The sequence below is a fragment of the Pseudarthrobacter linnaei genome, from assembly GCF_055412825.1.
Genome location: NZ_JBVAYX010000019.1, coordinates 1 through 22,118 on the forward strand (window position 1 = coordinate 1; position 22,118 = coordinate 22,118).

Consider the following 22,118-nt stretch of genomic DNA (forward strand, 5'->3'; position numbering starts at 1 on the left):
CGGCGGGGACCCCGCGGGCCCCCGCGGAACAGCGGCTGCCGCCGGCGCCCCACGGCCGGCCCGGCCGCGCCTGACCCGCCGGACTGTCGCCGGCGCCGCCGGAGGGCTCGCCGGAATCGTGCTCCTGTTCCTGCTGCCGCTGCTCAATCTGTCCCTGCCCGGGGTGCTGCCCGGACCCACCTACACGCCGGGATCCCTGCAGCTGCTGGCAATGTGCATGCTGATGGCCGCCGCGGCCCTTACTTACCACCTGCTGCTCGGCGTCGCCGGCCTGCTCTCCTTCGGCCATGCCCTGTATTTCGGCGCCGGCGTCTACGGTCTGGCGATCATCCTGCAGAACCTGGACATCCCGCTGCTGCCCGCAATGGGCCTGACGCTGCTGGCCGTGATCGTGCTGGCCCACGTGGTGGGCAGCATCAGCCTGCGGGTCAGCGGCATCCCCTTCGCCATGGTCACGCTCGCGTTCGCCCAGGCCGGCTCGGTGATCGTGGGGCGCAACCCCGACGGCACCACCGGCGGAGACGAAGGCCTGACGCTGCGCACGGACAACCTGCCTGACTTCCTCGTCGGTGTGGTCAACACCCGCAACCTCTACTGGCTGGCCCTGGCGGTGCTCGTGGTCGTCTTCATCGTGGTCACCTGGGTGGAGTCCTCCCGCGCCGGCCACCTCGCCGCCGCGGTCCGCGAGAACGAACTCCGCGTCCGCGTCCTGGGCCTGCAGCCGTACCTCGTGAAGCTGCTGATATTCGTGGTCTCGGCCGTCCTGGTCAGCATCATCGGTATGGTGTTCCTGCTCCTGCAGAGCGGCGCCGTTCCGCGGGCCATCTCCGCCGACCTGACCATCACCCTGCTCGTGATGGTGGTCCTGGGCGGCGTCGGATCCCGCTGGGGCGCCGTGATCGGCGGCGTCTTCTACACAATCCTGGACCAGCGCCTCACGACCCTCGCGAACTCCGACGCCATCGATGCGCTGCCGGACATCCTGCGGATACCGTTGTCGGAGCCCCTGTTCATCCTGGGCACCCTGTTCATCCTGGTGGTGCTCTTCCTGCCGGGGGGCCTGACGGGCGCCGCCCAGCGGCTCGCCCAGCGCCGCAACCGGCGGGTCCGGAGGGCCGGCAATGACAGCACTGGCAATGACAGCACCGCGATGTCCCGCGAGATTCTGGAGGAATCGGCATGACCCCCGCTGACGGACTGCACACCCTGGGCCGCTGGACCACCGACCGGAGCATCGCCACCCCGCATCGGATCGCCGTCGATGACCGCGGCTGCACGCTGAGCTACGGCGAGCTGGAACGCCGGGCCGCCCGCCTCGCCGCCGGCCTGGCGGCTGCCGGCTACGTGACGGGGGACCGGATCGCGACCCTGACCGGCAACAGCTCAGACCACGTCGTGGCGTTCTTCGCCTGCGCTAAGGCGGGGCTGGTTCTCGTCCCGCTGTCCTGGCGGCTCTCACCCCGGGAACTCGCCGCGCAGCTTGAGCTCGCCGACCCCCAGCTGCTGCTCGTGGAGGACGAGCTGGAGTCCCTCGCCGCGGGCGCGTGCACGCTGCTGGCGCACCGGCCCCGGACCGCCGCGCTGGGCCCGGGCGGCATCGAAAAGTCTGTGCCCCCGCCCTCCCGGGTGCTGGCCGCTGCGGGCACCGCGGGGGTGGACGCCCGTGGCCCTGAAGTTCGTCGGCTCGAAGCACCGCGGGAAGTGCGCGACGACGACCCCCTGCTGATGATCTTCACGTCCGGCACCGAGGGGGCCAGCAAGGCCGCCGTGCTGACCCACGCCAACTGCTTCTGGACCAACCTCTCACTGTCCCGGACGATGGATCTGGGCAGCACCGACGTTGTGCTGGCCGTGCTGCCGCAGTTCCACGTCGGCGGCTGGAACATCCAGCCCCTGCTGGCCTGGTGGACCGGCGCCACCGTAGTGCTGGAGCGCGGCTTCGAACCCGGCCGGGTCCTGCAGCTGATCGCGGAGCGCCGGGTCACCATGCTGATGGGCGTCCCCACCCAGTACCTGATGCTCGCCGAACACCCCGACTTCGCCACCGCCGAGCTCAGCAGCCTCCGCCACGCTGTGGTGGGCGGGGCGCCGATGCCGGCGCCGCTGCTGCGGATCTGGCACCGCAGGGGAGTGGCGCTGAGCCAGGGCTACGGGCTGACCGAGGCATCGCCCAATGTGCTCTGCCTGGCCAACGAGGATGCCGCCCGGATGGTGGGGTACTCGGGCAAACCGTACCCGCATGTGGCTGTGGCGGTCGTCGACCCGGTGACCGGGGACATCCTGGACGGTGCCGCCTCCGGTGAGCTGCTGGTGGGCGGTCCGGGGGTCTTCGCAGGCTACTTCCGCGACCCGGCTGCGACGGCCGCCGTCCTGGCCGGGGGCTGGCTGCGCACCGGCGACCTGGTGGAGCGCGACGCCGAGGGCTATATCAAAGTCGTGGACCGGCTCAAGGACGTCTTCATCTCCGGCGGTGAAAACGTCGCCCCCGCGGAGGTCGAGGCGGTGCTGCTGGCCCATCCGGCGGTGGCGCAGGCCGCCGTCGTCGGCGTGGCGGACGAGCGCTGGGGCGAAACCGGTGTGGCTTTTGTGGTGATCCGCCCCGGCATGGCCACGGATGAAGAGGAACTCCTCGAGCACTGCTCGGCGCAGCTGGCGCGGTTCAAGGTTCCCGGACGGATCGAGACCGTCGGAGCGCTGCCGCGCACGGCGCTGAACAAGGTGCTGCGCGGCCGGCTGCGGGAGCAGCTGGACGGGCGCGGGCCGGCGGGACGCGCCGACGGCAAGTCCGCGTCCCTGCCCGTGGACGGGGGCCGGCGGTGAGCGCCGTGCCGCGCACCGCGAGGGGCACCCGTACCCGGGCCAAGCTGCTGCAGGCTGCCGAGACGGTATTCGCCTCGGTGGGCTACCACGAGGCCTCAATCGTGAAAATAACCGAGGAGGCCGGCGTCGGCCTCGGCACCTTCTATCTGTACTTCGAGGGCAAACAGGCCATTTTCGATGAGGTGGTCGAGGATCTGAACCGGCGGGTCCGTCACGCCATGGCGGAAGCCGCCCGTTCTGCCGGCACCCGGCTCGCGGCCGAACGTGCCGGCTTCCGGGCCTTCTTCAGGTTCACGGCGGAACACCCCGCGCTGTACCGGATCATCCGGCAGGCCGAGTTCGTCTCGCCCGGGGCCCTGCGGCTGCACTACACCCGGATCGTCAACGGCTACATCGAGGGGCTCAAAGCCGCACAGCTCAGCGGGGAGGTCCGGGACATGGACCCCACGGTCGCGGCCTGGGCCCTGATGGGCATCGGCGAGCTGATCGGCATGCGCTGGGTGCTCTGGGACGAGGAAGGCGCCGTCCCTGCGCAGGGTGCCCGGCCGGATGTCCCGGAGGACGTCTTTGAGGAAATGATGCAGTTCATCGAACGGGCCCTCGCCCCCGCGCCGGGTACCACCCCCGGCCCCGGCCCCGCCTTCGGAACCATTCAGCCCCCGGAAGGGACAGCCCCATGAACAATCCAGCCAGCACCTCCAGTTACCGGACCACCGAGGTCCGGGTCCGTGGCGGAACGCTGCACACCGCCGTGTGGGGGCCCGGGGACCCTTCGGCGCCGACCATCCTCGCCGTGCACGGGGTGACCGCGTCGCACAAGGCCTGGCCGGCGCTGGCCGAGGCCCTGCCGGAGGTCCGGATTATCGCCCCGGACCTGCGGGGCCGGGGCCGCAGCAACGCGCTGCCCGCGCCGTACGGCATGCCCTCCCACGCCGAGGACCTCGCGGCCGTGCTGGCCGCGCTCAGCAGCGGGCCCGTGGTCGTGGTGGGCCATTCGATGGGCGCCTTCGCCTCGGTCGTGCTCGCGAACCTGTTCCCGGAGCGTGTGCGGTCCCTTGTGCTGGTCGACGGCGGACTGCCGCTGCAGGTGCCCGCGGAACTCAGTAACGAGCAGGTTGTCGCCACCGTGCTGGGGCCGGCGGCCGAGCGTCTGAACGCCACCTTCCCCAGCCGGGAGGCCTACCGCAGCTACTGGAAGCGGCATCCGGCCTTCAGCGCAGACTGGGGTCCGCTGGTGGAGGAGTACGTCGACTACGACCTCACTGGCGAGGAACCCGTGCTCCGTCCGGCCACCCGGTACCAGGCGATGGCGGACGACACTGCCGAACTGCACCGCGGCCCCTCACTCCTGAAAGCCCTGGATGAGCTGGCGGTGGAGACCCAGGTGCTGCGGGCGCCCCGTGGCCTGCTGGACGAACCCGGCGGCCTGTACGGGCCCGGCTATTTGGACGCCTGGGCGGCGAAGCTGCCGGCCCTGACCGTCCGGGAGGTCCCGGACGTCAACCACTACACGATCATCATGGGCGCTGCGGGCGCTGCCGCCGTCGCGGCCACCGTGCGGGAAGCGCTGGCCGTCGCGTAGCTGCCGAAATTCGGTGGCGGGTGGCCGCCCGCCGGTGTGTCAGGGGCTGACGCCAGGATCCTGGTCTTCGGCTCACCCCGGAGCGCGGGGGCAGCGGCGGAGGAATTCCAGACGTTCGCTTGAAGGTTCGCCAGGAGCTCTTCCGCCTCGGCGCGGCGCTCGAAATCGAGTTCGACCACCACGTAGTGCGGATCGTCCACCGGGCGGCTGATCCGGTGCGCGGTCACCCCCGACGCCGCGCGGTTCACCGGATCGCGGTCGAACGCTGACTTCCACCGGCCGAAATCCGTGATTCCGTGTTCTATCTGCAGGGTGTACATCGCACTCAGTCCTTCCGTTTCCTGTGACCTGCCGGCCCACTGCCCGCCCACTGCCGGCGGGGATACTTTCACGCTAGGCGCGGCCGGGCAGCGGCCGGTATCCCAGAAATCTGGTGGGCGCATACTGAATGCATGACCACCAGCTGGGCGCTGGGCCGGAGCCTGGAACGCATCGGCCAACTCTGCCGGGACGTGCTCGACGACAGGGAACTGCGCCGGGGAGTGCTGGCCGAGCTGGGCCGGCTGGTGCCGTTCAGCTCCTTCGCCTGGCCCCTGGCGGACCCCGGATCGGCCACCGGCACCTCACCGATGGCCAGGATTCCCTGCCCGGAAGAGCTGCCGGAACTCATCCGGCTCAAGTACCTGACGCCCCAGGGCCGGTGGACGGCCCTGATGGGAAAGGTCCGGCCGGCCACCACCCTGGTGATGGCCACCGGCGGCCGTCCGGAGCGCAGTCTGCTGTGGAACGGGCTGCTGGTCCGCTACGGGGTGACGGACGTGCTCTCCACGGTGTTCGCTGACAAACATGGCTGCTGGGGCTGGCTGGACCTGTGGCGGGCAGGGGTGGCCGGCACCTTCTCTGAGCCGGAGGCTGACTATCTCGCCACCGCGGCGCCGCTGCTGGCGGCGGGCCTCCGCCGGAGCCGGGCGGCACAGTGCCGGCGGGAGGCGGAAGGGAGCGGTCCCGCATGGCAGGCCGTGCGGAAGCCCCTGCCGCCCCAGGCGGTGCTGACCCTGGCCGAGGGGCTGGAAGTTGTGGGACAGACGGCCTCGGCGAGCGACTGGCTGGGGCTGCTGCAGCGCGGGCCGCGGCCGTATGAGGGCATTCCGGCGGAGGTGCTCAATGTCGCGGCCCAGCTGCTGGCAAGGGAAGCCGGGATGGACTCCCACCCGGCCATGTCGCGTGTCCCTGTTGGCCTCGGCGACTGGGCGCTGCTGCGCTGCACCCGGATGGACGCCGGGCGGCCGGGGGCGTCCCCTCCGCTCGCGGTGACCATCCAGGAATGCCCGGCGGTGGACCGGCTGGAGGTATTCGCCCGCTGCTTTGCCCTGACCCCGCAGCAGCACCGGCTCCTGGGCCTCGCCGCCGCCGGACTCAATACCGCGGAACTGGCAGCGGCCCTGCGGATCCGGCCCTACACCGTGCAGGACCAGTTCAAGCTCATCTTTGCCGCCTGCGGGGTCCGGAGCCGGGGTGCGCTGGTGGGTCTGGCTCTCGGGACCGCGGCTGTGCCGGCGGATGCCCGCGCGGCCCCCGGACTGTCGTGAAGGGTCCTGTCGTGAGGTGGCCTGTCGTGAACGGTCCTGTCGTGAGGTGGCCTGTCGTGAAGGGCCCGGGTGGCCGCGTCGGCTAGCCGCCGGCGAATGGCGGCAGCACGTCGACGACGTCGTCCGGCCTCAGCGCCGCCGCCCGGTTCCGCACCGCGACCTCGTTGAGCAGGAAGCTGCTCCGGGACAGCAGGCGCGCCAGCGGGGGTGTTCCGGCCGGGGGTTCCGGGCGCTCGACGGCGAGGATCGCCTCCAGCAGCGAGGCCACGGTGGCTCCCGCGGGGAGTTCAAAGCGTTCCTCATCGACGCCGGCGGCAGCGCGCGCGGCAGCGAAGTAACGTACGTTCACAGGTGGTTCAGCCTCCGATGGCGCTCATGCTGCGGTCCGGCTGGACGAAGTCCGGGGCGTCCAGTCCGACGTGGTCCATGCCGTGGGCCTTGGGCTTGATCCACATGGCGTCCTGCCAGCGCTCGGCGAGTTGTTCGTCGCTCGCGCCTTCGCGGAGCAGCCCCAGCAGGTCGACTTCCTCCCGGGAGAACAGGCAGCTCATGATCTTGCCCTCGGCCGTGATGCGGGTGCGGCGGCAATCGGAGCAGAACGGCTCGGTCACGGAGGCAATGATCCCCACGGTTCCCAGCACGGGTCCGGTGGCCTCGGCCGTGCCGGGCACGCGGGCCCGGACCTCGAAGCGTTCGGCCGGGGCGCCGTCGCGGTCCCGCGGATCGGCGCTCAGTACGTAGTCGACCGAGAGCAGCCCGCGGATCTCCGCGGCGGTGATCATGTTCCGGCGGGTCCAGCCGTGGTCGGCGTCGAGCGGCATCTGCTCGATGAACCGCAGTTCGTAACCGCGGTCCAGCGCCCAGGCCAGCAGGGCCGGGGACTCGACGTCGTTGATGCCGCGCATCAGCACGGCGTTAAGTTTCACGGGGCCCAGCCCGGCGGCCCAGGCGGCGTCGACCCCGGCCAGGACCTTGTTCAGGAAGGGACGGCGGGTCAGCTGGGTAAACGTTTCCTCGTGGAGGGAGTCCAAGGAGACGTTGATCCGGGACAGCCCGGCAGCCTTGAGCCCGGCGGCCTTCTTGTCCAGTCCGACGGCGTTGGTGGTCATGGAGATCGGAAGGTCAGGGTGGGCACGGCGGAGCGCGGAAATGATGTCCAGCAGATCGGCCCGGACCAGCGGTTCACCGCCGGTAAGCCGCAGTTCGCGCACGCCCAGCATGTCAACACCGATCCGGACGATCCGGACGATCTCCGCCGCGGACATCACCGCCTGCTTGGACAGCCACTCCAGGCCCTCGGCGGGCATGCAGTAGGTGCAGCGCAGGTTGCATTTGTCCGTCAGGGACAGCCGCATGTCCGTGGCACGGCGGCCGTAGCGGTCGATCAGGCCGGCGGGCATCCCGGCCGGGCGACCGGACGGCTGCGGGCCGGAGGCGCCCGCGCCGGAACTGTCCTTCGCGCGGGGCTGGGGCATACCAAGCTGAACACTCATAAGGTCAGGCTACGCCACCTCGGCGCGTCCATCACTCCTGTTGGGCCCGGGATTAAGTTGTGGGGGTTCTGGCGCGTTCCCGGTACGTTCCCGATGCCGCTGGCCAGGAATTGGTCATCCGGGCGGGACGGCGCGAACCTATGCTGGAGGAGTGAATACCTCCCAGCGCGGGCAGGCGGGCACCCACCCCAGCCCCGGCCAGCAAACCCCTGTGCCGCGGATGACGGACCGGCCAGCGGCCGGCTGGGCGGCCGCCGCCGGTGTGGTGGCCGTCGGGACGGGGCTTGCCCTGGGGGAACTCGCGGCAGGACTGCTGAGCCCCTCGCTCTCCCCGGTGACCGCCGTCGGCGGCGCCGTGATCGATGTGGTTCCGCCGGGCGTCAAGGACTGGGCCATTTCGCTGTTCGGCACGGCGGACAAAGCCGCACTGTTGGGCGGCATGGGGTTCCTCATCGCCGCCCTGGCTGCCCTGTCCGGCATCGTGGAACTGCGGCGCCGCTTCGCCGGGGTTGCCAGAATTGCCGTCTTCGGCGCAGTGGGACTGGCGGCCGTCCTGAGCCGGTCCGAACTGACCGGGAACGCGATCCCGGCCCCGTTGCTCTCCGCCTCCGTGGGCATGATCCTGCTGCGCTGGCTGATCGGCCGGCTGGGGGAATGGCAGACCTACGCCGGACCTGAAGCGGGGCCGGGCGCCGGACCCGGCGCCGGACCTGAAGCGGGGCCGGGCGCCGGACCGCCGCCCGGCGGAACCGCCCCAGCGGCACAGCCTCCGTCCCGACGCCGGTTCCTGCAGGCGCTCGGCGGGACGGCCGCCGTCGCCGCGGCCGCCGGCGTGCTCGCCGCAACGTTCCGGGGGGCCGCCGCCGTCGTGAATGAAGTGCGCAGCAAACTCGCGCTCCCCGTGCCCGAGTCACCGGCCCCGCCGATCCCGGCCGGAGCGGAGGTCCGGCTGGACGGGGTGGGCCCGCTGGTAACCCCCAACAAGGACTTCTACCGGATCGACACCGCCCTGCGCGTCCCGGTGGTGGACCCGGGCCAGTGGACCCTGAAGGTCACCGGCCTCGTGGAGCGCGAAATCACCCTGGACTTCGCCACGCTGCTGGCCAAACCCTTGATGGAACGGCACCTCACCATCGCCTGCGTCTCCAACGAGGTGGGCGGGGACCTGATTGGCAACGCCCGCTGGCTCGGCTGGCCGGTCCGGGACCTGCTGGCCCTGGCGGGCCCGACAGGCAGCGCGGACATGGTCCTCTCCCGCAGCGCGGACGGCTGGACCGCTGGCACCCCGCTGGAGGTGCTGACGGACAACCGAGACGCGCTCCTGGCTGTCGGGATGAACGGCGAACCACTGCCACTTGAGCACGGCTTCCCGGCCCGGCTGATCGTCCCCGGCCTCTACGGGTACGTCTCGGCGACCAAGTGGGTCACCGAGCTCAAGGTGACACGTTTCGCCGACGACGCCGGCTACTGGACGCCCCGGGGCTGGAGCGAGCGGGGACCCATCAAGACCTCCTCCCGGATCGATGTGCCCCGGGACGGCCGTCCGGTGAATGCGGGGACGGTGGCTTTCGGCGGGGTCGCCTGGGCCCAGCACACCGGGATCGGCCGGGTCGAGCTCCGGGTCAACCGCGGCGCGTGGCAGGACGCCCAACTGGCTCCCGGGATCTCCCGGGACACCTGGTACCAGTGGAAACTGGTGCTGCCGCTGACGCCCGGCCAGTATGAGGTCCAGGTCCGCGCCACGGACCTCACCGGCGCCGCGCAGGTGGAGGAACGCGCCCCGGTGGCGCCCAACGGGGCCACCGGCTTTCACACGGTTAGAGTTGACGTGAAGTCCTAACCGCCCGGCCACCACGCCGGGCCGGGGAGCCGGGCCGGCGAGCCAAACCAATGGCTCACGACGAGGGGTCACCAACGCATGCACCGCAGCCAGACAGGGCACGTCACCGTGGAAGCGCACCGCGAGTCCGTCCGCCAACTGCTGGCCCCGCTGCGCAGCCCGGACCGGATCGAACGGCTCCCGCTCCTCGCGGCACTGGGCCGGGGACTCGCGGCGGACGTCGTGGCCCCGCTGGACCTGCCCCCGTTCGCGAATTCGCAGATGGACGGCTTCGCCATCCGCAGCGCCGACGTGCCCGGCGGCGGCACCGAACTGCGCGTTGTCGCCGCCGTGCCGGCCGGTGCCGCACCCCCTGAACTGGCCCCCGGGACAGCCGCCCCGATCATGACCGGCGCCATGCTGCCCCCCGGGGCGGACGCCGTCGTACCGATTGAACAGGCCCTGCCGGCGGTCTTCCCCGCGCCCGGCGTCCCGGCCACGGTCCGGCTGCCCGCGGTCCCGGCCAGGAACTTCATCCGCGACGCGGGCAGCGACATCCGCACCGGGGAGCTGGCCCTGGCCGCCGGAACCTATCTGGGACCCGGACAACTGGGACTGCTGGCCGCCCTGGGCTTCACCGAGGTCCCCGTCTACCGGGTGCTGCGGATCCTGCTGGCCACCACCGGCGACGAGGTTGTGGAACCGGGCAACCCCCTGGGGCCCGGCAAGATCTACGACTCCAACGCCACGTTGCTGGAATCCTCCATGCGCCAGGCCGGCCTCCACGTCACCCGGACCGGGATTTCCACGGACCGCCCGGAGGAACTCGCAGCCCTGCTGCGCCGGCACGCGGCGGACGTGGACCTCATCGTCACCACCGGCGGTGTCAGCAAGGGCGCGTATGAGGTGGTCCGGCAGGCGATGCAGGGCCACGACGTCGACTTTTTCGGCGTCGCGATGCAGCCCGGCGGCCCGCAGGGGATCGGAACGTTCGACGGCGTCCCGGTCCTGGGCTTCCCGGGAAACCCCGTCAGCTGCCTGGTCTCCTTCGAGATGTTCCTCCGGCCAGCGCTCGGCGGCCTCTTCGGCTCGCCGGCACCCCGCCCGGCCGTCAGGGCACGGCTGGCCGAGGCGCTCGCGTCCCCGGCCGGCAAGCACCAGGTAAGGCGCGGCACGGTCCTGCCCGACGGCACGGTCCGGCTTGAGGGCGGCGCGGGCTCGCACCTCGTCAGCGCCCTGGCGCACTCCAACGCCCTGATCCAGGTCCCGGAAGGAATTGCCGCGCTCGCCGAAGGCGCCGAGGTGGAAGTATGGATGCTGTGAACGAAGAAAACCCCCCAACAGAAACCCCAAACCTGACCCACCTCCGGCAGGACGGCACGGCCCAGATGGTCGACGTGTCGAACAAGGCGGAGAGCACCCGCGAGGCCACCGCCACCGCCACGGTCCGCAGCACCGCCGAGGTCCTGGCCCTGCTCGGCGCGGGAGACCTGCCCAAGGGCGACGCCCTCGCCGTGGCCCGGGTTGCCGGCATCATGGCCGCCAAAAAGACCGCGGAGCTGATCCCGCTGTGCCACCCGCTGCCGATCGCCAAGGTCACGGTCGACTTCGAACTCGACACCGACACGGTTACCGTCTTCGCCACGGTCAAGACCCGCGGGCTCACCGGCGTCGAGATGGAGGCGCTGACCGCGGCCTCGGTGGCCGCGCTCAGCGTGTACGACATGATCAAGGCCGTGGACAAACACGCGGTGCTGACGGATATCAAGGTGCTGGCCAAAAGCGGCGGCAAGAGCGGGGACTGGACACGATGAGCATGCCCGAACCACACCGGCACGGCGAAGCCACCGGGCGCAAGGCAGGCGTCGTGATTGCCTCCACCCGGGCCGCGGCCGGCATCTATGAGGACCTGACCGGACCCGTCATTACCGACTGGCTCACCGAACACGGTTTCGAGACCTACCCGGCCCTGGTGGTGCCCGACGGCGAGGCCGTGGGCGCCGCCCTGCGCGCGCTCCTGACCCAGGCGCCGGCCGTCATCATCACCAGCGGCGGCACCGGCCTTAGCCCCACCGACGCCACCCCGGAACAGACCCTGCCCCTGCTGGACCGGGAGATCCCTGGCATCATGGAAGGCATCCGCGGGGCCGGGACTGCCAAGACGCCGCTGGCGATGCTCAGCCGCGGCCACGCCGGCGCCGCCGGCCAGACCTTCATCGTCAATCTCCCCGGGTCCCCGAAGGGTGTGATGGACGGCCTCAGCGTGCTGGATCCCATCCTTGGACACCTTTGCGACCAGCTGGAGGGCAGCCATGGCCACTGACTCAGCCTTTGACGTCGTGAACGCGGTGCTCAGCGCCGAGCCCATCTCCGTGGACCAGGCCATCGCCGCGGTCGAATCGGACACCGCGGGCGCCGTGGTCAGCTTCAGCGGTGTGGTCAGGAACCACGACGGCGGCAAGCCGGTCCAGCGGCTCAGTTACAGCGCGCACCCGACGGCGCACCAGGTCATGGCCGACGTCGTCGCGCAGCTCGTCGCCGAACAGGCCGTCGCCGAACGGGCCGTCGCCGAACGGGCCGTCGCCGAACGGGCCGTCGGAGGATCCGGCGGGACGGCCGGCGAAACTGGCAGTTCGCCGGCCCAGCCCGTGCGGATCTGGGTGGCGCACCGGATCGGGATGCTGGAGATCGGCGACCCCGCCCTGGTCTGCGCCGTTTCCGCCGCGCACCGGGGCCAGGCCTTCGCGGTCTGCTCGGAACTCGTGGACCGGGTCAAGGCCCAGGTTCCGATCTGGAAGGAACAGTTCTTCACCGACGGCACGGTCGAGTGGGTCGGGGCGGGCGCCTAGTCCGCCACACAACACGGGGATCATCGCCGCCCGGCGGGCCTGTCACGCAGGGCCGCCGGTTCCGGCCGGCGCCCGCCCCGGCGGTAGGGTTGATGGCATGACCGAACAACTCGCAGTCGCCGTGCTGGGCGCGAACGGGCGCATGGGCGCCGAAGCGGTGAGAGCCGTCGAGGCCGCCGCGGACCTGAAACTTGTCGCCGAGCTGGGCAGGAACGACTCCCTGGACACCCTCGTCGACGCCGGAGCCCGGATCGTGGTGGACCTGACGGTCCCCGGGAGCACCGAGGGCAACGTCCGCTTCGCCGTCGAACACGGCATGCACGCCGTCGTGGGGACCACCGGCTGGGACTCGGAGAAGCTGGGCCGGCTCGAGGAGCTCCTCGCCGGCCACGCCGGCGTCGGAGTCCTGATCGCACCGAACTTCGCGCTCGGCTCGGTCCTGGCCTCCGCGTTCGCGGCCAAGGCCTCGCGCTATTTCGAATCGGTGGAAATCATCGAACTGCACCACCCGGAGAAGGTGGACGCCCCGTCCGGAACCGCTGTGCGCACCGCACAGCTGATCTCCGCCGAACGTGCAGCCGCCGGCCTCCCGGCCAGCCCCGACGCCACCACGAGTGGGCTCGCCGGAGCGCGCGGCTGCGAGGTCGACGGCGTCCGCGTCCACAGCGTCCGCCTTCGCGGCCTCGTGGCGCACCAGGAGGTCCTGCTGGGCGGGCCGGGGGAGCAACTGACCTTCCGGCACGACTCCTTTGACCGTGCCTCGTTTATGCCCGGCGTGCTGCTGGGTGTGCGCAACGTCGCCTCCCGGCCGGGCCTCACCATGGGCCTGGACGGCTACCTGGACCTGGGGCTCTGAGCGCCGTGGCCAACGTCCTGACCGCGTTCAAAGCCAACCGCACCAAGATCTGGGTCGGTGCCGTCACCCTCCTGCTGGTCTTCTACCTCGTGGTGTCCTTCCAGCGCGCGGTGCTGCTGATCACGGACGCCAACCCGGTGGCCCAGGCCATTGGCGTGGCGTACCTGCTTTTGCCGGTGATCGGAGCGTGGGCCCTCGTCCGTGAGCTGCTCTTCGGCGCCCGCACCGAACGGCTGGCGAAAATCCTTGAAGCCGAGAACGGCCTGCCGGTGGACAATCTGCCGCGCACCCCCGCCGGGCGGATCATCCGCGAGGCCGCGGACCTGGAATTCGAGAAGTACCGGGCCGAGACGGAAGCCGCGCCGGAGGACTGGCGCTCCTGGTTCCGGCTCAGTTGCGCCTATGATGCCGCCGGCGACCGCAAGCGGGCGCGCGCCTCGATGCGCGATGCCGTCCGGCTGTACCGCACGGGATCCCGCCAGGCCTGAGCCGCGGATAGCGTGCCACCGGACGCTTGCCGGTGCCGGGGAAACCGGACGCGGGCCGGGGGAGCCGGTACGTCGCAGGCCAGCTACCGGACGCGGGCCCGCTGGTAGCGGCCGAGCTGGCTGGCGGCATGCGCCACCCACTCCAGCGGCCCCCGCCACGCCAGGGCCGCGAACATTCCGCCCAGAACCAGGATCGCCAGGGCCTGGGTCCAGTAGACGCCCTCGACCGTCCACCCGGACGGCAGCGGCTGGCCGTACAGTGAGGCCATCACGCAGAGGTGGGCCGTGTAGAAGCTCAGGGTCATGGCACCGGCACCGCGCAGCGGGAGCAGGACGTCCAGCCCGATCCGCTGGACCAGCCGGCCCAGCAGCAGGCAGACGCCGACGACGGCGGCCGCCACCCCCGAGGTATGCAACAGATCCAGTGTGGTGCCTGAATGCGGGGCACTGGAGGCGAGCCACCAGGCGGAGCCGGTCTGGTCCACGCCGGCCAGGTTGACCTGCAGGAGGCTCTCCAACGGATATGAGGGGTTGAGCAGGGACGCCTGCAGGGCCGCCCGGCCGCCCCAGTCCTCCATCATCACCACGCTGAACCACTTCGCCAGGACCGCCACCGCGGTTCCCCCCGCCAGTAGCAGTACCGGGACCGAGACGGTCGAGAGGGCCAGCCGGCCGATCGCGAGGCCGATCAGCAGATAGGCAATCCACTGGAGGACCGGGTAGTAGCCGGTCAGGAACAGGTCCCCGAGAAGCGCCGCGGGCGTGGACAGATCCTCCCACTTGGGGTTGTGGCCGAGCTGCAGCGGCGGTTGGGCCACGAGGAGCCAGGGCCGCAGCAGGAAGGCGAGCGCCGGACTCACGAGCACCCAGCCGGCGGCCAGTACCAGCAGGTGTTTGACGTCCATGCCGAGGAACGGCAGCACGCACAGGAACAACACGGCGTAGTGGACCAAAATGATGGCGATGTTAACTTCGAGCCCGCCAAGGGAGAGCCCGGCGGCGCCGACCACCAGCGCCCGGAGCGCGATGCCCCGGCGGGCCGCCCACAACTGCGGACCCTGGAGCGGCTGCTGCTTGCCGGTGGACAAAGCCAGTCCGATTCCGGCGAGGACGGCAAACAAAGCCGAGGCGCGTCCGGAAGAAACGAGCCCCACCCAGGTGGGGGAGAGCTGGGCGTTGGACTCGAAAGTGGGAAACAGGTGGGTGGCCATCATGCCCAGAAGGGCCAGCCCGCGGGCGGCATCGATGCCGGACAGCCGCGCTCCGGGCCTGCCGGTTTTCGCGGCTCCTGCTTTGCTTCCCGCCGTGCCCCGGGCGGTCCTTGCTGAGGAGGCTGTTCCGCGCGTGGTCATATCTCGATCGTCCCATATCCGCCTGTGCCGCAGCCTGCCCAAAGCTGTGGGGCCGCGGCGCTCTTGTATTCGAATATATGTTCGAATAGCATAGGCCCATGAACAACACACCAGAGCCCGTCTTCCCCGCATCCGGGACGCGCCGCGCCAGCAGGCCGGCGCAGCGCGTCCCGGACTCGGGGTCCGGTGTCCTCAAAGCGATGAGCCCGGGCGTCGTGGATTTCCTCTTCCGGCAGTTGGTGGCCGGCGAAGCCGCCGAGGACGTCCAGTGGCAGCGCGAAGGCACCGTCCTGTCCGCGCAGGCCCCGGGGGCGGAACTTGCCCGCCGGCTCGCCGAGACCGACCTCGAATCCCTGACCCCCACCGAGCTGTTCCACTACGTGCGGGCCGCCCAGCGCCTTGCGGCCTGGGCCGAGTCCCTGCGCGAAACCGCGGTGGGCCGCTACTGCACCGCGCCGCCGGGCGGGGATGCCCCCGCGGGCTGACGCTGCGGCTGCAGCCTGTTCTCCTTCCGGCCGGCCTGCCCTTGGCGGGGGCGCGGTGCCTAGGATGGCATGGTGACCCCCGCGCTGACGCTCTCCGCTATCCAGTACACGGCCTTCGACGGCGGCATTCCCGCCAACGCTGCGGAACATATCCGGCTCATCGAAGACGCAGATGACCACGGCGCCCGGCTCGTGGTGTTCCCCGAGTTGTCCCTGACCGGCTATGACCTCCCAGGGCTGGCGGACCCGGCGCGGTGGGTAACCGCCGCGGACCCGCGGCTGGACGGCGTGCGGGAAATCTGCCGGCGCACCGGGATCACCGCTGTCGTCGGTGCCCCGTTCCGGGAAGCGGACGGCACGCCCCGGCTGGCCTCGCTCGCCCTGCGCCCCAACGGCGGTCTGGACACCGGCTTCAAACTGGAACTCCACGGCCCGGAGCAACATGTCTTCCGCGCCGGAGACCAGACGGTCATCCTGGACCTGGACGGCTGGAAGATCGCCCTGGCCATCTGTCTGGACACCGCCCGTCCTGTTCACGCCGGCGACGCCGCGGGAGCCGGTGCCGACGTCTATGCAGTCTCGGCCCCTTTATACCGCCGGCGAGGACCACCGCCTGGCCGTGCATCTGGGAGCGCGGGCCGTGGAGAACCGGATGTTCAGCGTGCTGGCCAACCTCGGGGGCTCCACCGGATCCGGTCCTTCGGCGGGCGGCAGCGGTTTCTGGGGACCGGACGGAGTTCTGATCCGGCAGGCGGCCGGCACGGGGACCGAAGTGCTGACCGCGACCCTGCACTACGGCGCCCTGGACCGGTATGCCCAGGAACGCCCGGCCCGGAATCGCAGTGCCCCGGCCTCGCGCGGTGAGGCCGTCGGATGAGCCGTTGGGGCCGGGTTTGATCTTCATCACGTAGCCGTCATTGTCGTATCACGCCGGGGACAGGGTAACGTTTTTCATATGGCTGACTCTGATACTCGCTCTTACACGTTCGGAACCCTCGTGACCGCCATGGTCACGCCTTTCACTTCCGACGGTGAGGTCGACTACCAGCAGAACGCCGAGCTGGCCAACAAGCTCGTCGACGACGGCAACGACGCCCTAGTCATTTCCGGCACCACGGGGGAGACCTCCACGCTGGAAGACGACGAAAAGGAAAAGCTGTTCCGGGTCATCGTGGAGGCCGTCGGGGACCGGGCCAAGGTCATCGCCGGAACCGGCACCAACCACACCTCCCACTCGATCGAAATGGCCAAGCGCGCAGCCAAAGCCGGAGCGCACGGCCAGCTGATCGTCACCCCGTACTACAACAAGCCGAGCCAGGCCGGCATCCAGGCGCACATCGAAGCCGTCGCCGACGCCGCCGATCTTCCCGTGATGGTCTACGACATCCCGGGCCGTTCCTGCGTGCCGATCCTGCCTGAAACGATGATCCGGCTCGCGGAGCACCGCAACATCGTGGCACTCAAGGACGCCAAGGCCGACTTCGCCGCCCTCACCCGCGTCCTCGCGAACACGGACCTGGACGTCTACTCGGGCGACGACGGACTGACCCTGCCGTGGATGGCAGCGGGCGCCGTCGGGCTCGTCAGCGTCTCCGCGCACGTCGCGTCGCGGCGGTTCCGCGCCATGATCGATGCCGCACTTGCGGGCGACTTCGCCACCGCCCGCACCATACATTTCGAACTGGACCCCATGGTCCGTGCAGTGATGACCCATATCCAGGGTGCTGTTGCTGCGAAGCAAGTTCTGAAGTGGCAGGGACTCCTGCCCAACTCGGTTGTCCGTTTGCCCCTCGTGGAGCCGGACGAAGCTGAGATCGAAACCATCCGCGAGGACTTGGCGGAAGCCGGAATGGTCTTTTCCTGATCAGGTGTTCCACCCGATCAGGAAAAGACCAGGCCGGTAACCGCCTGGAAAGTAGTGCATTATGACCCAAACCGCCCTTCCCGGCCTTGTCACGCCACCGAAACTGCTCAAGGACACCCTGCGGATCGTTCCGCTCGGTGGCCTGGGGGAGATCGGCCGCAACATGACCGTATTCGAAATCGACGGCAAGCTGCTCATTGTCGACTGCGGCGTCCTCTTCCCGGAGGAAACCCAGCCAGGCGTCGACCTGATCCTGCCCGATTTCTCCTACATCAAGGACCGTCTCGATGACATCGTCGCCGTCGTCCTGACCCACGGCCACGAGGACCACATCGGTGCCGTTCCGTACCTGCTGCGCCTGCGCGCGGACATTCCCGTGATCGGTTCCCGGTTGACGCTGGCCCTCATCGAGGCGAAGCTGCTGGAGCACCGGATCAAGCCGGTCACCCAGACCGTCACCGAGGGACAGGTGCAGAAGTTCGGCCCGTTCGAATGCGAATTCGTCGCCGTCAACCACTCCATCCCTGACGCCCTCGCCGTGTTCCTGCGCACCTCCGGCGGCACCGTGCTGCACACCGGCGACTTCAAGATGGACCAGCTGCCGCTGGACGGCCGGATCACCGACCTCCGCCACTTCGCCAAGCTGGGCGAAGAGGGCGTGGACCTGTTCATGTCGGATTCCACGAACGCCGACGTGCCGGGCTTCACCACCGCCGAGAAGGAAATCGGACCCACCCTGGACCGGCTCTTCGGCCAGGCCTCCAAGCGCCTGATCGTCGCGTCCTTCTCCTCCCACGTGCACCGCGTGCAGCAGGTCCTGGACGCCGCCGCCAACCACAACCGCAAGGTGGCCTTCGTCGGCCGGTCGATGGTCCGCAACATGGCCATCGCCGAGAAGCTCGGCTACCTCGAGGTGCCGCCGGGCATCCTGGTTGACATCAAGAACATCGACAACCTGCCGGACAACCGCGTGGTGCTGATGTCCACCGGTTCCCAGGGCGAGCCGATGGCAGCCCTGTCCCGCATGGCCAATGGTGACCACCGCGTCGTCGTCGGCAAGGGTGATACCGTCATCCTTGCGTCCAGCCTGATTCCGGGCAACGAGAACGCCGTGTTCCGCATCATCAACGGCCTGCTCAAGCTCGGCGCAGACGTCATCCACAAGGGCACCGCCAAGGTGCACGTCTCCGGCCACGCCGCCGCCGGCGAGCTGCTGTACTGCTACAACATCCTGGAGCCGCTGAACGCGATGCCGGTGCACGGTGAAACGCGCCACCTGATCGCCAACGGCAAGATTGCCCTGGACTCCGGCGTCCCCGAGGAAAGCATCCTCCTCGCAGACAACGGCACCGTCATCGACCTCCGGGACCACCAGGCGGACATCGTCGGCCAGGTCGAGGTCGGCTTCGTCTACGTCGACGGCTCCAGTGTCGGCGAAGTCACGGAAGCGGACCTGAAGGACCGCCAGACGCTCGGCGATGAAGGCTTCATCTCCATCATCACCGTGATCCACCGCGCCACCGGCAAGGTTGTCTCCGGCCCCGAGATCCACGCCCGCGGCGTGGCCGAGGACGACTCCGTCTTCGACGAGATCATCCCCAAGATCAACGCCGCCCTGGAAGAAGCCGTGCTCAACCGCACGGACCACACCACGCACCAGCTGCAGCAGGTTGTCCGCCGCGTGGTCGGCACCTGGGTCAACCGCAAGCTCCGCCGCAAGCCCCTGATCATCCCGGTGGTCCTGGAGGCCTAGGCCCTTGCGGCCTCAGCGCTGGCTGACCCCAGCGCTGGCCGCCTCAGCGCTTTGCTTCGCACCATGACGGCCTTCCCGGCCTGCCGCAGGCCTCGGCTTGCGGCGGACCGGGAGGGCCGTTTTGCGTGCCCGGCCGGCAACATGGCCCCCGCGGAGGCCCGGAAATCCGCGGTTTTCGGCCCGGAGTCAGGTACCGTAGCGGGTATGGCGACACGTACTTCCTCCGCGCCTAGAGGAAACCCCAGCGGTAAATCAGGCAGCTCTTCGGCTCGGGGCTCCGGCCCGGCTGCGTCCAAAACCAGCAAGCCCTCCGGAACAACGGGGACCGCGCGCACCCGTCAGCTGGCCGCCGTCGAACCCAAGCAGCCCTGGCTGCTCCGGGTTGTGGCCGGGGCATGGCTGGGCGTTGCCCATGTCGTCGGGGCGGGAATCCGCCGGATCGGCTACGACGTCAGCGACCTCGCCCCCGGGGACCGCCGCGACGGCGCAGCCCTGTTCAACCTCGCGCTCGGGGTCTTCGTCGCCACCTTCGCCTGGTGGGGCTTCCAGGGCTGGTTCCCGGACATGGTCTACGGAATCGTCAACGGCACCTTCGGCTGGATGTCCCTGCTGTTGCCGCTCATGCTGTTTGTCTGCGCCTTCCGGCTGTTCCGCCAGCCAGTCGATGGCCGCGGCAACAACCGGATCGGGATCGGCTTCCTGATCATGACCTTCGCCGGCACCGGCCTGGCCCACGTCATTGGCGGGGAACCGGGCGTCACCGAGGGGTTCGACGGGCTCCGCCGGGCCGGCGGCATGCTCGGCTACCTCGCCGCCGCCCCGCTGGCCGCCATCCACCCGGCCGTCCCGCTGGCTGTTTACGGCCTGCTCGCATTCACCTCCCTGCTGATCGTCACCGCCACGCCGTTCGGCGCCATCCCGGACCGCCTGCGCGGCGCCTATGAGCACCTCATGGGCATCGACCTGCAGGATCAGGAAACCGGCACGGACGGCCATGACCGCAGCTACCTCTACGAAAACGACACCCCGGCCCCGGCCAAGAAGAAGCGCCGCCGCCTCTTCGGCAAGGACCAGGACGAGGACGCCGGACTCGAAGGCTACGTCGGCGACGAGGCCTTCGAGCGGGCGCTCATTGCTGACGAGGAAGCCGAAGCCGCCCGAGCCGCCGGTGGCGCCAAAACCGGCAGCAGGTCCATCGCGCCGGGGGTGCGCCGTCCCACCCAGGCCGAGCTCGCCGTCGAGAAGATCAAGGCAGCCCAGGGGCTGGGCAGTGCGGCCGGAGCGGCCGGGGACAACGCCACCGAGGCGATCCCGCTCGTCACACCGGGCATGGTCGCCGCCGGCTCACTGAACCCTGCCGTTCCGGCACCCGGAGCCGCAGCCGTGGCAGCCGCAGCGCAGGTCCCCTCCAGACCCGTCGTCCCGGCACCGCTGCCCACCCCGATTCCGCAGCGCACCGAACAGCTGTCGCTCGCCGGTGACGTGACGTACACGCTGCCGCCGTCGGACGTGCTGACACCGGGCTCCATTCCCAAGGAACGCACCGAGGCCAACGACGCCATCGTCGCCTCGTTGACCGAAACCCTGAACCAGTTCAACGTCGAGGCACAAGTCACCGGCTTCAGCCGCGGGCCCACCGTGACGCGCTATGAGATCGAACTCTCCCCGGGCACCAAGGTGGAACGTGTCACCGCCCTGTCCAAGAACATTTCCTACGCCGTCGCCAGCTCGGACGTCCGCATCCTAAGCCCCATCCCCGGCCGGTCCGCGATCGGCATCGAGATCCCCAACACGGACCGCGAGACCGTCTCCCTGGGTGATGTGCTCCGCAGCCAGAACGCCCGGCGGACCGAGCACCCCATGGTGATTGGCGTCGGCAAGGACGTCGAGGGCGGCTACGTCGTCGCTAACCTCGCCAAGATGCCGCACCTTCTGGTGGCGGGCGCCACCGGTGCCGGCAAGTCGGCCTTCGTGAACGCCATGATCACCTCCATTCTGATGCGCGCCACGCCCGACGAGGTCCGCATGGTCATGGTGGACCCCAAGCGCGTGGAACTCACCGCCTATGAGGGCGTCCCGCACCTCATCACCCCGATCATCACCAACCCCAAGAAGGCCGCCGAGGCCCTGCAATGGGTGGTCCGCGAGATGGACGCCCGCTACGACGACCTCGCCAACTACGGCTTCAAGCACATCGACGACTTCAACAAGGCCGTCCGCGCCGGCAAGGTCCTCCCGCCCGAGGGGTCCAAGCGGGTCATCCGGCCGTATCCCTACCTGCTCGTGATCGTCGACGAGCTCGCGGACCTGATGATGGTCGCCCCGCGCGACGTCGAGGACTCGATCGTCCGCATCACGCAGCTGGCCCGCGCCGCCGGCATCCACCTCGTGCTCGCCACCCAGCGGCCCTCCGTCGACGTCGTCACCGGCCTGATCAAGGCCAACGTGCCTTCCCGGATGGCGTTCGCGACCTCCTCGGTCACCGACTCCCGCGTGGTCCTGGACCAGCCGGGCGCCGAAAAACTGATCGGCCAGGGCGACGCGCTCTTCCTGCCGATGGGTGCCTCGAAGGCCATGCGTGTCCAGGGCGCCTGGGTCACCGAATCCGAAATCCACAAAGTCGTCGAGCACGTCAAGGGCCAGCTCAAGGCCGACTACCGCGACGACGTCGCCCCCGAGGCGCCGAAGAAGCAGATCGACGACGACATCGGGGACGACCTCGAGGTCCTGCTGCAGGCCACCGAACTCGTGGTCACGACCCAGTTCGGGTCCACCTCAATGCTGCAGCGCAAACTGCGGGTCGGCTTTGCGAAGGCCGGTCGGCTCATGGACCTGCTCGAATCCCGCGGCGTGGTGGGCCCCTCCGAGGGCTCCAAGGCCCGCGACGTCCTGGTCAAACCCGATGACCTGGCGGCGGTTCTCGCTGCCATGAAGGGCATGGACGTGCCCGCCGTCGCCGATTCACAGACCGCGGCGCTGAGCGAGAACGCCAACGCCAACGTCGCCCAGGGCGGCTACGCGGAGGACCTCGTCGCCGCCGACCTGGACCGGCGCGGTCAGGACACCCAGTACTACGACGGCGCAGACGGCGCCAACGGGGGCTCCGGCGGCCCGGATGGGGACGACGGGGGTTCCGAGGACGCATGGTCGCTCACCGGACGGTAGCCT

Annotated in this window: 21 protein-coding genes; 17 read left to right on the forward strand and 4 right to left on the reverse strand. The window is 70.0% G+C overall.

Annotated features, from left to right (window positions below):
- Positions 1-70: 70 nt before the first annotated feature.
- The 4 genes from ACZYZ3_RS14770 to ACZYZ3_RS14785 are packed head-to-tail and all read left to right on the forward strand — an operon-like array spanning position 71 to position 4,402.
- Positions 71-1,183, forward strand: a complete 1,113-nt coding sequence (locus ACZYZ3_RS14770) for a branched-chain amino acid ABC transporter permease (RefSeq protein ID WP_463964629.1) — start codon at positions 71-73, stop codon at positions 1,181-1,183.
- Positions 1,180-2,820, forward strand: coding sequence for a class I adenylate-forming enzyme family protein (locus ACZYZ3_RS14775; protein WP_463964567.1), 1,641 nt, complete (start codon positions 1,180-1,182; stop codon positions 2,818-2,820). The genes ACZYZ3_RS14770 and ACZYZ3_RS14775 overlap by 4 nt, the downstream gene beginning before the upstream one ends.
- Positions 2,817-3,500 (forward strand): TetR/AcrR family transcriptional regulator, encoded by a 684-nt coding sequence (locus ACZYZ3_RS14780; RefSeq protein WP_463964568.1) that lies wholly within the window; start codon positions 2,817-2,819, stop codon positions 3,498-3,500. Before ACZYZ3_RS14775 ends, ACZYZ3_RS14780 begins: the two co-directional genes overlap by 4 nt.
- Entirely contained in the window at positions 3,497-4,402 is a 906-nt protein-coding gene (locus ACZYZ3_RS14785) for an alpha/beta hydrolase (RefSeq protein WP_463964569.1), read from the forward strand. The genes ACZYZ3_RS14780 and ACZYZ3_RS14785 overlap by 4 nt, the downstream gene beginning before the upstream one ends.
- Here the strand turns inward: ACZYZ3_RS14785 and ACZYZ3_RS14790 are convergent.
- Positions 4,327-4,722, reverse strand: coding sequence for a hypothetical protein (locus tag ACZYZ3_RS14790; protein WP_463964570.1), 396 nt, complete (start codon positions 4,720-4,722; stop codon positions 4,327-4,329). The genes ACZYZ3_RS14785 and ACZYZ3_RS14790 overlap by 76 nt on opposite strands.
- A 132-nt stretch (positions 4,723-4,854) precedes the next feature.
- On the opposite strand from ACZYZ3_RS14790, the gene ACZYZ3_RS14795 reads away from it, so the two are divergent.
- Positions 4,855-5,991, forward strand: coding sequence for a helix-turn-helix transcriptional regulator (locus ACZYZ3_RS14795; protein ID WP_463964571.1), 1,137 nt, complete (start codon positions 4,855-4,857; stop codon positions 5,989-5,991).
- 82 nt (positions 5,992-6,073) lie between these two features.
- Here the strand turns inward: ACZYZ3_RS14795 and ACZYZ3_RS14800 are convergent, their stop codons facing one another.
- Together ACZYZ3_RS14800 and moaA are read right to left on the reverse strand one after the other, a co-directional pair.
- Complete coding sequence (locus ACZYZ3_RS14800; RefSeq protein ID WP_463964572.1) at positions 6,074-6,340, reverse strand: MoaD/ThiS family protein; 267 nt, start codon at positions 6,338-6,340, stop codon at positions 6,074-6,076.
- 7 nt (positions 6,341-6,347) lie between these two features.
- On the reverse strand, positions 6,348-7,484 hold the full coding sequence (moaA, locus tag ACZYZ3_RS14805) for a GTP 3',8-cyclase MoaA (RefSeq protein WP_463964573.1): 1,137 nt from the start codon (positions 7,482-7,484) through the stop codon (positions 6,348-6,350).
- A gap of 220 nt (positions 7,485-7,704) precedes the next feature.
- On the opposite strand from moaA, the gene ACZYZ3_RS14810 reads away from it, so the two are divergent.
- From ACZYZ3_RS14810 to ACZYZ3_RS14840, 7 genes are all read left to right on the forward strand, one after another.
- Positions 7,705-9,324, forward strand: coding sequence for a molybdopterin-dependent oxidoreductase (locus ACZYZ3_RS14810; RefSeq protein WP_463964630.1), 1,620 nt, complete (start codon positions 7,705-7,707; stop codon positions 9,322-9,324).
- A gap of 78 nt (positions 9,325-9,402) precedes the next feature.
- Positions 9,403-10,626: a molybdopterin molybdotransferase MoeA gene (locus ACZYZ3_RS14815; protein ID WP_463964574.1), complete on the forward strand. Its 1,224-nt coding sequence runs from the start codon at positions 9,403-9,405 to the stop codon at positions 10,624-10,626.
- A complete protein-coding gene (gene moaC, locus ACZYZ3_RS14820; protein WP_463964575.1) occupies positions 10,614-11,117 on the forward strand; it encodes a cyclic pyranopterin monophosphate synthase MoaC in 504 nt (167 codons plus the stop codon). Before ACZYZ3_RS14815 ends, moaC begins: the two co-directional genes overlap by 13 nt.
- A complete protein-coding gene (locus ACZYZ3_RS14825) occupies positions 11,114-11,626 on the forward strand; it encodes a MogA/MoaB family molybdenum cofactor biosynthesis protein (RefSeq protein ID WP_463901362.1) in 513 nt (170 codons plus the stop codon). Before moaC ends, ACZYZ3_RS14825 begins: the two co-directional genes overlap by 4 nt.
- Positions 11,616-12,152 carry a molybdenum cofactor biosynthesis protein MoaE gene (locus ACZYZ3_RS14830; RefSeq protein ID WP_463964576.1) on the forward strand — a complete coding sequence of 179 codons (537 nt, stop codon included), beginning with the start codon at positions 11,616-11,618 and terminating at the stop codon, positions 12,150-12,152. The genes ACZYZ3_RS14825 and ACZYZ3_RS14830 overlap by 11 nt, the downstream gene beginning before the upstream one ends.
- Positions 12,153-12,249: 97 nt before the next feature.
- Positions 12,250-13,008: a 4-hydroxy-tetrahydrodipicolinate reductase gene (gene dapB / locus ACZYZ3_RS14835; RefSeq protein WP_463964577.1), complete on the forward strand. Its 759-nt coding sequence runs from the start codon at positions 12,250-12,252 to the stop codon at positions 13,006-13,008.
- A 5-nt stretch (positions 13,009-13,013) separates the two neighbouring features.
- On the forward strand, positions 13,014-13,496 hold the full coding sequence (locus tag ACZYZ3_RS14840) for a hypothetical protein (RefSeq protein ID WP_463964578.1): 483 nt from the start codon (positions 13,014-13,016) through the stop codon (positions 13,494-13,496).
- An 83-nt stretch (positions 13,497-13,579) separates the two neighbouring features.
- Here ACZYZ3_RS14840 and ACZYZ3_RS14845 read toward each other — a convergent pair whose 3' ends face one another.
- The gene (locus tag ACZYZ3_RS14845; RefSeq protein ID WP_463964579.1) at positions 13,580-14,848 is read right to left on the reverse strand and encodes a heparan-alpha-glucosaminide N-acetyltransferase domain-containing protein; all 1,269 of its coding nucleotides are present in this window, start codon (positions 14,846-14,848) and stop codon (positions 13,580-13,582) included.
- A gap of 98 nt (positions 14,849-14,946) precedes the next feature.
- Here ACZYZ3_RS14845 and ACZYZ3_RS14850 point away from each other — a divergent pair, with 98 nt between their 5' ends.
- The 5 genes from ACZYZ3_RS14850 to ACZYZ3_RS14870 all read left to right on the forward strand — a co-directional run bounded on the left by ACZYZ3_RS14850 (position 14,947) and on the right by ACZYZ3_RS14870 (position 22,115).
- Positions 14,947-15,333 (forward strand): hypothetical protein, encoded by a 387-nt coding sequence (locus tag ACZYZ3_RS14850; protein WP_463964580.1) that lies wholly within the window; start codon positions 14,947-14,949, stop codon positions 15,331-15,333.
- Positions 15,334-15,402: 69 nt separating this feature from the next.
- Positions 15,403-16,197 carry a carbon-nitrogen hydrolase family protein gene (locus ACZYZ3_RS14855; RefSeq protein ID WP_463964581.1) on the forward strand — a complete coding sequence of 265 codons (795 nt, stop codon included), beginning with the start codon at positions 15,403-15,405 and terminating at the stop codon, positions 16,195-16,197.
- Between the two features lie 91 nt (positions 16,198-16,288).
- A complete protein-coding gene (dapA, locus tag ACZYZ3_RS14860) occupies positions 16,289-17,197 on the forward strand; it encodes a 4-hydroxy-tetrahydrodipicolinate synthase (protein ID WP_463964582.1) in 909 nt (302 codons plus the stop codon).
- Positions 17,198-17,258: 61 nt separating this feature from the next.
- A complete protein-coding gene (locus tag ACZYZ3_RS14865; protein WP_463964583.1) occupies positions 17,259-18,950 on the forward strand; it encodes a ribonuclease J in 1,692 nt (563 codons plus the stop codon).
- 204 nt (positions 18,951-19,154) lie between these two features.
- Positions 19,155-22,115, forward strand: a complete 2,961-nt coding sequence (locus ACZYZ3_RS14870; RefSeq protein ID WP_463964584.1) for an FtsK/SpoIIIE family DNA translocase — start codon at positions 19,155-19,157, stop codon at positions 22,113-22,115.
- The last annotated feature ends 3 nt before the right edge of the window (positions 22,116-22,118 follow it).